Source organism: Microbacterium sp. Se63.02b (assembly GCF_014171575.1).
In the GTDB taxonomy this organism is placed as follows: domain Bacteria; phylum Actinomycetota; class Actinomycetes; order Actinomycetales; family Microbacteriaceae; genus Microbacterium.
On record NZ_CP050453.1, the window covers coordinates 20,924 to 32,421 of the forward strand.

9 protein-coding genes, 1 tRNA gene and 1 pseudogene are annotated in these 11,498 nt (G+C 67.8%); 2 read left to right on the plus strand and 9 right to left on the minus strand.

All coding sequences use genetic code 11. The features are described 5' to 3' along the window. Positions 1-24: 24 nt before the first annotated feature. The 8 genes and pseudogenes from pknB to G4G29_RS00155 form a co-directional block, all read right to left on the minus strand. Positions 25-1,716, minus strand: coding sequence for a Stk1 family PASTA domain-containing Ser/Thr kinase (pknB, locus tag G4G29_RS00125; RefSeq protein WP_183151405.1), 1,692 nt, complete (start codon positions 1,714-1,716; stop codon positions 25-27). Positions 1,717-1,760: 44 nt separating this feature from the next. Beyond that, positions 1,761-2,435, minus strand: coding sequence for a hypothetical protein (locus G4G29_RS23735; protein ID WP_345941131.1), 675 nt, complete (start codon positions 2,433-2,435; stop codon positions 1,761-1,763). A gap of 208 nt (positions 2,436-2,643) precedes the next feature. Continuing rightward, positions 2,644-3,497: pseudogene (locus G4G29_RS23740) on the minus strand (serine/threonine-protein kinase); the annotation flags it as partial. Further along, positions 3,494-4,948: a penicillin-binding transpeptidase domain-containing protein gene (locus G4G29_RS00135; protein ID WP_183151406.1), complete on the minus strand. Its 1,455-nt coding sequence runs from the start codon at positions 4,946-4,948 to the stop codon at positions 3,494-3,496. The pseudogene G4G29_RS23740 and the gene G4G29_RS00135, both read right to left, overlap by 4 nt. Then, positions 4,945-6,330 (minus strand): FtsW/RodA/SpoVE family cell cycle protein, encoded by a 1,386-nt coding sequence (locus G4G29_RS00140; RefSeq protein WP_183151407.1) that lies wholly within the window; start codon positions 6,328-6,330, stop codon positions 4,945-4,947. The genes G4G29_RS00135 and G4G29_RS00140 overlap by 4 nt, the downstream gene beginning before the upstream one ends. Then, positions 6,327-7,628 (minus strand): PP2C family serine/threonine-protein phosphatase, encoded by a 1,302-nt coding sequence (locus tag G4G29_RS00145; RefSeq protein WP_183151408.1) that lies wholly within the window; start codon positions 7,626-7,628, stop codon positions 6,327-6,329. The genes G4G29_RS00140 and G4G29_RS00145 overlap by 4 nt, the downstream gene beginning before the upstream one ends. Before the next feature lie 7 nt (positions 7,629-7,635). Further along, positions 7,636-7,914 (minus strand): FHA domain-containing protein, encoded by a 279-nt coding sequence (locus G4G29_RS20880; RefSeq protein WP_244632270.1) that lies wholly within the window; start codon positions 7,912-7,914, stop codon positions 7,636-7,638. A 234-nt stretch (positions 7,915-8,148) separates the two neighbouring features. After that, positions 8,149-8,874, minus strand: coding sequence for a DUF3662 and FHA domain-containing protein (locus tag G4G29_RS00155; RefSeq protein WP_183151409.1), 726 nt, complete (start codon positions 8,872-8,874; stop codon positions 8,149-8,151). 145 nt (positions 8,875-9,019) lie between these two features. On the opposite strand from G4G29_RS00155, the gene G4G29_RS00160 reads away from it, so the two are divergent. Then, a tRNA-Leu gene (locus tag G4G29_RS00160) sits at positions 9,020-9,102 on the plus strand. A 143-nt stretch (positions 9,103-9,245) separates the two neighbouring features. Here the strand turns inward: G4G29_RS00160 and G4G29_RS00165 are convergent. Further along, entirely contained in the window at positions 9,246-9,944 is a 699-nt protein-coding gene (locus G4G29_RS00165; protein WP_183151410.1) for a GntR family transcriptional regulator, read from the minus strand. Between the two features lie 183 nt (positions 9,945-10,127). On the opposite strand from G4G29_RS00165, the gene G4G29_RS00170 reads away from it, so the two are divergent. Then, positions 10,128-11,465, plus strand: a complete 1,338-nt coding sequence (locus G4G29_RS00170) for a sugar ABC transporter substrate-binding protein (RefSeq protein ID WP_183151411.1) — start codon at positions 10,128-10,130, stop codon at positions 11,463-11,465. The last annotated feature ends 33 nt before the right edge of the window (positions 11,466-11,498 follow it).

The following is an 11,498-nucleotide window of genomic DNA, read 5'->3' on the forward strand; positions in this document are numbered from 1 at the left end:
GTCGCTCCAGCGACGCTCTACGACTCAGCCCCCGGCGCAGTACCGCAGCTCGACAGACGATCCGACCGGGACGTCTCCGGGCGCGACCGACATCGAGTGCACGGTCGTCGGCTCGGTCGCGGGGCAATCCGTCTCCTCGACCGGAACCGGGTTCAATCCGAGATCGGTGAGATTCGTGGTGGCGGCATCGACGGTCCAGCCGACGAGGTTGGTCAGAGTCACCTTGCCGCTCGCGACCTCGACGTTCACGACGGTCCCCGGAGCCACCTCGCTGTCCGCATCCTCGCTGGCGGACATCACGGTTCCCGCTGCCAGGGCCTTGTCGTTGCGCTGGATCACCGTGCCGAGCTCGAGCCCCGCGGTCTTCAGCGCCTTCGTGGCATCGGCGAGGGCCATGCCCTCGATCTTCGGCACCGTGACCGTCTCGACCCCGGACGACACATGGACGGTGACGGTCGACCCTTCCTCTACCGAGACTCCAGCCTCGGGATCGGTGCGGATCACGTTGCCCTCCGCGATGTCCGGGCTGGATTCGATCACGATCTTCGCCGTGAGGTCGAGCTTGGCGAGATCGTCCTGCGCGCGCTCCGAGGAGACGTTCACGAGGTTCGGTACGATGCGTGATGTGCTGGGTACCTCGGGCGGCCGCATGCTGATCGTGACCACCCAGAACAGCACGGACGCCAGCAGCACGGCGAGCAGAGCGACACCGGCCCAGATCCAGGCGACCGGCGGACCCGACTGGGTGCGGGTCATGGTGGTGTCGGTGCTGAGCTGTCGCAGCGACCGCGCCGTCTCCTGAGCCTGCCGCGGGCTCGGCCCGTACAGTTCGCTCGTCAGCGACCCGAGTTCCTTGCGCGTCGGAGCGTTGCCCGCGACGGCGGAGTCGAGGGCGGCGCGGAAGTGCGCGGCGTCGGGGTACCGCTGGTACGGATCCTTCGCGAGTGCCCGCAGCACGATCGGGTCGAGTGCGCCCGGTGCGTTCTCGTTCACCTCGGTCGGCGGGATCGGGGTCTCGCTCACGTGCTGGTATGCGACGGCGACCGGAGACTCACCACGGAAGGGCTGACGGCCGGTGAGCAGCTCGTACAGCACGACGCCGGTGGAGTACAGGTCGGCGCGGGCGTCGACCGGCTCGCCCTTGGCCTGCTCCGGCGAGAAGTAGGCCGCGGTGCCGATGATCTGCGTGGTCTCGGCGACGGTAGACGACGAATCGGACACCGCGCGTGCGATGCCGAAGTCCATCACCTTGACCTGGCCCTTGTCGGTCACCATGACGTTGCCCGGCTTGATGTCGCGGTGCACCACGCCCGCACGGTGCGAGTAGTCGAGGGCTTCGAGGATGCCGTCGACGTAGCGCACCGCATCTTCCACGGGAACCGGACCGTCGGCGATGATCTTCTTGAGGAGGGTTCCCTTGACCAGCTCCATCACGATGTACGGAAGCTCTTCGGAGGAGGCGTCGTTGGTCGAAGGGTCGCCCGCGTCGTACACGCGCACGATCGAGGGATGCGACATGCGCGAGGCCGCCTGGGCTTCCAGCCGGAACCGTGTGCGGAACGCCGTGTCGCGCGCGAGCTCAGGATCGAGGATCTTGATCGCGACCTCGCGGCCGAGAGTCAGGTCGTACCCGCGGTAGACCTTCGCCATGCCGCCATGCCCGATGAGCTCGTCGACGCGGTATCGGCCCGCGATGACTCGTGGCTCTGTGGACACGTACTACCCCCTGGAAACGACTTCGACTGAGCTGGAACTACAGGCTACCCGGCGGTTTCGCCGCCGTCGTCACCCTCGCCGGGGTCGGGCGCGGCGACGATCGGCACCGACAGCGGCGGCGAGGCGGCGGAGGTGCGCTGATCGCCACCGGAGCACATGCCCTGGTACGTGACGATGAGCTGCTGACCCGCCGCGTCGGCGACCTGCACCTGCGTGTTGCGCTGCGTCGGCTGGAAGTTCGGTCCTCCGGAGACGAACGTCCCGTTCTGCAGCGACACGACGTAACCCGAGAGCGTGGTGCCGCTCGGGCACGTGAATCCGGTGCCCCACGCGATGCTCACAGTGCTGCCGGCTACCGGGTCTCCGGTGATCGTCGGCGCATCGGTCGGCGTCGGCAGGGCTGCCCGCGGTGCGTAGACCGTCAGCGCGATCGGCTGCGTGGTCTCGACGTTCCCCGATGGCGCGACGCGGTAGACGGTGCCGACCTTGTCATCGGTGGCGGCGGGGTCGCCGTCGGTGCAGGTGATGTCGCTGTCGAAGCCGGCGCTCTTCAGGGTCGACGTCGCGGTGCCGCAGTCCATCCCGACCAGGTTGAGGGCCGTCACGTCGACGCGGGTCACCTCGGGCGTCGGCGTGTCCGACGGCGTCGGCGACTGCGACGGGGAGCTGGGAGGCGGACTCGTCGGATCAGGATCGTCGCCGCCCTGGTTCGCCAGCATCGCCCACAACGTTCCGCCGAGCACGATCACCAGCAGGGCGATCAGCGCGATCAGCGGCCATGTCCACCGGCTGCGCTTCTTCTTCGGCTCCTCCGCTGCGTCTTCGGTGGGAAGCTGCGCGGTGGTGGGGGGAGGATGCGGGTGGTGCCGTCGTCCCCGACGCCGTCAGCATCCGCGTCGCGTCGTCGGCGGACGCGACGCCGCCGGATGCGATGGCCGGCACGGCGATCGCCGCGGAGTTCAGGTCACCCCGACGCAGCGCCTGTGCGGCACGCGCCACGGTCGCGGAGGACGAAGGCCGGTCGGCGGGCTTCTTGGCGATCATCGCCATGACGAGGTTCTGGACCGGGATCGGCACGGTCGGCGGCAACGGCGGCGGCTGCTCGTTGATCTGCGCCATCGCGATCGCGACCTGCGACTCGCCCGTGAACGGACGCTTGCCCGCCAGGCACTCGTAGGCGACGATGCCGAGCGAGTAGGTGTCGGTCGCGGGGAGGCCGGGTGTCCTGACGCCTGCTCGGGCGAGAGGTACTGGACGGTTCCCATGACCTGACCGGTCGCCGTGAGCGGCACCTGGTCGGCGATGCGGGCGATGCCGAAGTCGGTGATCTTCACGCGGCCGTCGGGCGTGATGAGGAGGTTGCCCGGCTTGATGTCGCGGTGCACGAGGCCGGCGGCGTGTGCAGCCTGCAGGGCGGATGCCGTCTGCGCGACGATGTCGAGCGTCTTGTCGGCGCTCAGCGCGCCGTCGCGCTCGAGCACGGTCGAGAGGGCCTCACCGGGCACGAGCTCCATGACGAGGTAGGCGCTGCCGTTCTCCTCGCCGTAGTCGAACACGCTCGCGATGCCCTCGTGGTTGACGAGCGCTGCGTGCCGGGCCTCCGCGCGGAACCGCTCGAGGAACCCGGGGTCCCCCATGTACTCGTCCTTGAGGATCTTGATGGCGACGGTACGTCCGATGACGTGATCCGTCGCCTCCCACACCTCGCCCATGCCACCGATCGCGATACGCGACTGCAGCTCGTAACGACCACCGAACGACACACCCTGCGTCGGCCTCATCTGCCCAGCACCGCCTCTATGACCTTCTTCGCAATCGGAGCGGCGATGGTGTCGCCGCTGCCTGATTGTCCCTGTCCGCCGCCGTCTTCGACGACGACCGCTACTGCGACCGCGGGGTCGTCCGCCGGCGCGAAGCCGGTGAACCACAACGTGTGCGGCCTGTTTCCGTTCTCTGCGGTGCCCGTCTTACCGGCCACGTCGATCCCGTCTATTCTTGCACCCTGCGCCGCGCCCGTAGCGACGCTCGCGACCATGGCCGCGGTGACATCGTTCGCCACATCCGCCTCCATCGCGCGGCCGAACTCGCTGTCCTCGAAGGCCCTGATCACCGAGAGATCGTTGCCGATCACGGCGTCCACCATCCGCGGGTTCATGACCACTCCGTCGTTCGCGAGGCCCGCAGAGACCATGGCCATCTGCAGCGGTGTCGCGGTGACCTGCCCCTGCCCGAATCCGGTCAGGGCGGTCTGCGCATCGTCGAGCGCACGAGGGTAGCTCGAGGCCGTCGACGTCAACGGCGTGTCGAACGACTGGTTGAATCCCAGCTTCTCCGCCATCTCGCGGATCGCGTCGTCGCCGAGCTCGACCGCGAGCTCGGCCATCGGGATGTTGCAGCTGAGACGGATGGCCTCCGCGATCGTGACGGTGGCTCCGGGGCCGCAGGCGCTGCCCCACGCGTTGGACACGCGGTTCGACGAGCCGGGGAGCGTGTACGAGGCGGGGTTCGGGAGCGTCGAGCTCGGTGTCCAGTTGCCGCTGGCGAATGCTGCGGCCGCGACGACGACCTTGAAGGTGGAGCCCGGCGGGTTGAGGTCTCCGGCGATCGCCCGGTTGGACAGCGGCTTTCCGGGGTCGGCGGCGAGCTGATCGTGAGTGGCGTTCGCCGCATCCGCGTCGTGCGTCGCCATCAGGTTCGTGTCGAACCCCGGCGTGGAGACCATGGCGAGGATGCGTCCGGTCTTCGGGTCCATGGCGACGACGGCACCCTGGAGGCCGTCGAGGGCTTCGAAGGCGGCTCGCTGCGCGGCGGTGTCGAGCGACAGTTCGACGCTGTATCCGCGCTGCGGCTGACCCGAGAGGATGCGCTCGATCTCGCCGAGCAGCGCGTTGCTCCCGGTGCCGGAGAGGTCGGCGTTCATCGCCTGCTCGATGCCGGTCCGCGAGTCGAGTGCCGCGTTAAAGTACCCGGTGACCGGCTCCCACATCGCGGCGTCGGTGTAGACCCGCTGGAACTGGTAGCGGTCGTCGCTCGGAACCGAGTTCGCGATGGCGGCGCCGTCGACGATGATCGACCCGCGCTGGATCTCATAGCTGTCGAGCCGGGTGCGCGTGTTGTTGCTGTTCTGGGCGAGGCTGTCGGCCTCGACGACCTGGATCCAGCTGGTCGCCGCGAACAGCGCCACGAACATGAACAGCATCACGATGCTGAGACGACGGAGCTCTCTCGTCATCCGATCACCACCCTCGGCTGGCGGCGTACGCCGTCGGAGATGCGCAGCAGCAGCGCCACGATGAGCCAGTTCGCCACGAGCGAGGAACCACCGGCGGCGAGGAACGGCGTCGTCAGGCCGGTCAGCGGGATCAGACGGGTCACGCCGCCGACCATGATGAACACCTGCAATGCGATCGTGAACGAGAGCCCGGTCGCGAGCAGCTTGCCGAAGTCATCCTGCCCCGCGAGACCGATGCGCATGCCGCGGCTGACGAACACCATGTAGAGACACAGGATCGCGAACAGCCCGATGAGGCCGAGCTCTTCTCCCAAACTGGTGATGATGTAGTCGCTGTGGGCGAGCGGGGTCACCTCGGGGCGACCCTGGCCCCACCCCGTGCCGATGAGTCCGCCGCGGGCGAGGCCGAAGAGGCCCTGCATCGGCTGATAACCGGCGCCGTCGGGGTCGACCTGGTTCGCGTCGAACAGGAACAGCCAGTTGATGAAACGGCCATGGACGTAACTGAGGATCTGCGTCGCCACCGCGACACCCGCGACCACCAGGGTCAAGCCGATCAGCACCCAGCTCGTCTTGCCGGTCGCGACGTACAGCATCGCGACGAACATGCCGAAGATCAGGGTTCCCGTGCCGAGGTCGCGCTGGAACACGATGATGCCGAGGGAGATGATCCAGACGACCAGCACGGGGCCGAGCTCGCGCATCCGCGGCCACGTGATGCCGAGCACCCGCTTGCCGACCGAGGTGAGGCTTTCGCGGGTGCGCACCAGGTAGCCGGCGAAGAATATCGCGAGGCAGATCTTCGCGAGCTCGCCCGGCTGGAAGGCGAAGACCCCGCCGAGAGACACCCAGACGGCTGCGTTCGCGTCTGCGATGCGCAGACCGGGCACGAACGGCAGCAGCAGCAGGAGGATTCCGGCGAGGCCGAAGATGTACGTGTAGCGGAAGAGGATCCGGTAGTTGCGGAGCAGGATGACGACCGCGATCGCACCCGCGAGGGAGATCGCCGTCCAGGCGAGCTGCTTCGTGGAGTATGCATCCCACCCGGTGTTCTCATACGCGATGTCGATGCGGTAGATCATCGCGATACCGAGGCCGGTGAGCAGGGTGGCGATCGGCACCACGAACGGATCGGCGTCGGCGGCGACGAAGCGCAGCACGATGTGCAGGGCGAAGGCGAGCGCGGCGAGGCCTCCGCCGATCGCGAGGATCATCGGGTCGATGACTCCGAGCGCACCCAGCTGCACGAGGGTGAGCGCCGCGCCGCTGATCGCACACGCGAACAGCAGGAGCCAGAACTCGCGGTTGCGCTGCGTCTGGGGCAGACGCAGACGCTTCAGTGCCTTGATGACGGTGGTGTCCGCCTGGAGGTCGGTGCTCATCCCTCACCGCCTGCGGGCGTGTCGGTCGGGGTCGGCAGCGGCGTCGGAAGCGGGGTGGGGATCGCGTTCGCATCGGCACCCGCACGCAGCCGGTCGACGATCGCCATCGCGTCGGACAGCGAGCGTGCGGTGATGGTGCGCTCGACCGACGCACGCTGATACGGCGGGAGGTTCGCCAGCAGGATGTCGGTGTCTTCGACCGGTGTCGACAGGGTGATCGGGCCGATGTTCTGCTGCACGCCCTGGAAGATCACGACGCTGTCGTCGTCGGCGCCGATGAAGTAGCGCGTCTGCGTCCAGCTGTAGGCGGCGAAGGCGGCGACCGCCAGCATCGCGACGACCACCAGCGCGCCCGCGATCCAGCCGAGACGCCGCCGCTTCGCACGACGACGGTCTTCTTCGATGAGCTCTTCGAGGTATTCGGGCGCTGGTTCGAAGTGACTCGGCTCGTTCGCAGCCTGACGCACCGGGTGCAGCCAGTTGCCGCGCGGCGGGCGCACCGGCGGCACATACACGCCGTCGGGGTTCGAGGCCGAGCCGACGATGGTCGGTGTGCCGGAGTGGATCGGATGCTGTCCGCCGACATCGACCAGGACGATCGTGACGTTGTCGGGGGCGCCCCCGTCGAGCGCCTGCTTGAGGAGGTTGTCTGCCGTGCGACCGGGAGCGAGACCGAGCTGCATGGCCTTGAGGATGTGAGGCTCGTCGACCACGCCGGACAGACCGTCGGAGCACAGCAGCCACCGGTCGCCCGGCTGGGTGTGCATGACGAACATGTCGAGCTCGGGGTCGGAGTCCATATCGCTGAGCACGCGCATGAGCACGGACCGGCGGGGGTGGTATCTCGCCTCTTCCGGGGTGATGCGCCCCGAGTCGACGAGCCGCTGCACGAAGGTGTGGTCTGCCGTGATCTGCGTGAGCGCGTCGTCGCGGTACAGGTAGATGCGGGAGTCTCCGATATGGCCGATGACCGCATACTCGTCGACCATGATGATCGCGCTGACGGTGGTGCCGAGGCCGGCGAGCTCCGGGCGATCCTTGGCCGCGCGGATGAGGTCGCCCGCAGCGGTGGTCGCCGCCGCCTGCAACGACGCCTGAGCGTCTTCGGTCGAGGCGTACGCCTGGTCGAGGGGCTCCAACCGCTGGATCGCGATGCTCGAGGCGACGTCTCCGCCGGCGTGGCCGCCCATGCCGTCGGCGACGACGAACAGGTTCGCTCCGGAGTAGCCGGAATCCTGGTTGTTGGAGCGGACCTTCCCGGTATGGGAGATCGCGACGCTCGAGCCCTCGAAGACCATGCCGGGGTCAGGCTCGCAGCTCGAAGGTCGTGGCGCCCACCTTTATGGGGGTTCCGAGCGAGAGGGACACAGGCGAGGAGCCGACGCGCTGGCCCGCGACGAAGGTGCCGTTCGTGGAGTCGAGATCCTGGATGGCCCAGGCATCGCCGCGCAGCATCAGGCGCGCGTGGTGACTGGACGTGTAGTCGTCGCGGATCACGAGGGCGGACTCGCTCGAACGGCCGATCGTGAGCGAATCGGCGCTGAGCGGGAGTTCCAGGCCGGCTTTCGGGCCCGAGGTGATCACGAGGCGCTTGGCCGTCGCGACGGTCGCGGGTCCCGTGGAGGGGACGGGAGGAGGCCGGCTTCGCGGCGGGGGCGGGCGTCGGCGCCGGCGCAGGCGCTCCCGCTGTGGCCTCGGCCGGAAGCTTGCGCACGCGCACACCGAAGAGGTCGGCGCGCAGCGAGTACACGACACCGAACACGAAGAACCACATCAGGACGAGGAACCCGATGCGGAGCAGGAGGAGGATCAGCTCACTCAACCGAGGCCTCCGAACGCGCGGGTGGCGTCGTCGCCACGTGGGGCGGGGCGCGAAGGTGCGGCCACCGGGACGATGCGGAACACCAGCTCGGTACGGCCGATGGTGATCGTGGTGTCGCTGGGGAGCGCGGCTTCGCGGAGCTTCTGCCCGTTGACCTTGGTGCCGTTGGTGGATCCGAGGTCGCGCATCATGGCGCGCTCGCCGTCCCACAGGATCTCGACGTGCTTGCGGCTCGATCCGGCGTCGGCGATCGTGATGTCGGCATCCGTCCCCCGACCGATCACGGTGCGGGCGCGGGTGATCGAGTGGCGGCGACCGTCGACGTCGACGACGGCCTGCCAGCTGACGCGACCTTCCACCGTGCCGGAGTTCACGCGCACGGTTCCCGTCGCGACCTTCTCGTCGGCCTCGAGCGTGATCGAGAGGGGGCCGGCGAAGCTGTAGCCCTGGGCCTTGGCGTGGGTGGTCATGAGAGCGAGCAGTTCATCGGTGAGAGCGCCGCCGAGGCCGCGCATCCGCTCCGCGTCGTCGGTACTCAGACGCACCACATAGCTGTTGGGCGCGATGATGCGGTCGCGGCTCACGACCGCGGCCTTCGTGTCGGCTTCGCGGCGGAGCGCAGAGGCGATCTCCACCGGCTGTATGCCGCTGCGGAAGGTCTTCGCGAACGCGCTGTTCACTGCGCGCTCGAGACCCTTCTCAAAGCTGTCAAGTAGTCCCACTGGGCTCCTCTGGCATGCCGACCGGTAGACACATCGTAGTCAGGTGACCTGGGGGAACGCCGCCGATCGGCGTTCGGGGGTGTGCAACGGGGGGTGAAATCGCGTGATATCCTCGGGAAGTTGAGTTCTTCGGAACGAGACACTCGCGCGAGTGGCGGAATGGTAGACGCGCTGGCTTCAGGTGCCAGTGTCCGTAAGGACGTGGGGGTTCAAGTCCCCCCTCGCGCACACGAAGGCTGAATTCGTTTCAGCCTCGAGTGCTCCTCAAGGAAAAGTGCCGGTCAGAAGATGCTTCTGACCGGCTCTTCCGTTTTCTCGACGTCATGCGCTCGCGGGAGCGATCACCGGGGGAGCTCTGCCGCGGCTTCTCGTCAGGAGTCTTCGGGCTCGATCAGGAGTTCGTAGAGGTCGCCACGGTAGATCGAGCGGGTGATCTCGGCGACCCTGCCGTCGCCCAGACTGCCTCGGGCGACGACGCGGAGGCACGGCTGGTCGAGCGTGATCCCGAGCAGCTCCGCTTCGCGCGCGGTCGGCAGCACAGCGGCCACCCGTGACGAAGCGCGGGTGAGGTGCACGTCGTACCGCCGGCGGAGGATCTCGTACAGCGACCCGGTGAGATCGTTGCCCAGCAGGTTCGGGAAGAGCGCGGCAGGAAGAAGCGAGCGGTCGATGCTCAGAGGCGTGTCATCACCGAACCGCAGGCGCTCGACCGTGTAGACCGATGCGGTCCCCTCCAGCCCGAAGTCCGCGGCGACCTCCGGGAGAGCCGGGGCGATGCCAGCGGAAAGGACCTCCGCACGGGCCGTCCGCCCCGCCGCGCGCATGGAATCGGTGAACGAGGCCAGAGTCATGCGCTTGGTCAGAGCCGGCTCGGCGACGAAGGTGCCCTTGCCCCGGATGCCGACGATCCTCTTCGCGTGGGCGAGCGCCTCGAGCGCCCGTCGCACCGTCATCGAGGAGACGTTGAACCGCGCCGCGAGCTGCTGCTCGGTGGGCAGCTGATCGCCTGCGCGCATCTGCGCGATCTCCGCGGAGAGCTCTTTCATCACGAGCTCGTACTTCGCAGCCACATCCCCTCCTTTCGCGTGAGAGCCAGCACCATAACTATCACGCATCGGCCGTCGGATCCGGTCCGGTGCGTGATTGCGGATGTTCGACGGACGGTGTAACTTCCTTGTAACCCTAGGGTGCTACTTCTACCCTATGGTATTCAAGACCCCACCCGAATGCACCACTTTCCAACGGAGGATCCCATGAGCGCTGCAACACCCGCCCGCTCGCGTGCACCACGGCTCGCCGTCCGCATCGGCGCCGGTTTCGTCGGTCTCGCGACGGCTACCGGAAGCATCACCGCCTGCGCACCGTCCGGCTCGGACGGAGACGGCGACGGCAGCGGCGTGACGATCAACGTCCTCGCCGAAGACATCTCCTACACCGACAACTGGAAGGAGCTGCTCCCCGACTTCGAGGAGCAGACCGGCATCAAGGTCAACATCGAGACGGTGCCGTACAGCGACCAGGCCGCCAAGATCCTGCTGAACTTCAGCCAGAAATCCAGCGACTACGACGTCGTCTTCACGGACAACACGTACGGCACCGGCTACTTCGAGTCCGGCTACATCGACGACCTGTCCGAGTACGAATCCGACTTCGTCGCGCTCGACGACTTCTACCAGCCGTACCTCGCCCCCATGCAGAAGGACGATGCCACGTTCGGCCTTCCCGTCTACGGCGAGAGCACCTGGCTGATGTACCGCACCGATCTCTTCGAGGAGTACGGCATCGACGGGCCGCCCACCACCATGGACGACCTGGAAGCGGCAGCGAAGACCATCAGCGAGGGATCGGGCGGCGAGGTCGCAGGCATCACCCTCCGCGGAGCCCCGGGCATCCAGAGCGTGTACCCGTGGGCGGGGTTCCTCCGCGCCTTCGGCGGCGACTTCTACGACGGGGACACCCTGGCCGTCGACTCGCCCGAGGCCGTCGAAGCGACCCAGTTCTGGGCTGACCTGCTCAAGGAGTACGGCCCCTCCGGTGTCGGCAACTTCGACTGGGAGCAGAACCGCATCGCCTTCACGCAGGGCACCGCCGCGATGACCATCGACGCCACCGCCAACGGTCCCTTCAACGAAGACACCGAGGCCAGCGTCATCGCGGGCAAGGTCGGGTACGCACCGATCCCGTACGCCATCTCCGACCCGCCCACCAGCGGCAACACCGACAACTCCCTCAACGTCCACGCGCTGTACCTCAGCTCCTTCTCCCAGAAGAAGGACGCGGCCTACCAGTTCATGACCTGGGCGACGAGCGAGGAAGTGCAGAACAACGCCGTCGAGACCACCGAGGCCGTGGGGGTCACCCTCGACTCCGTCCTGGAGAGCCCCGCCTACGACGAGAAGTACGGGCCGTTCAAGGACGCGCTCCTCGGGCAGCTGGCCACCGGAAACGTCGACTACCTCCCCGCAGGCACCGACGCCAACGCCATCATCACCGAGGTCGGCCAGGCGCTGTCGCGGACCCTGGCGGGAGAAGCGGACGCGAAGGACGCGTTGACCGCCGCTCAGAAAGCACTCGAGACTCAGCTCGGCTGAGACCACGGACGCCGGAACGGAAGAAGAAAGACG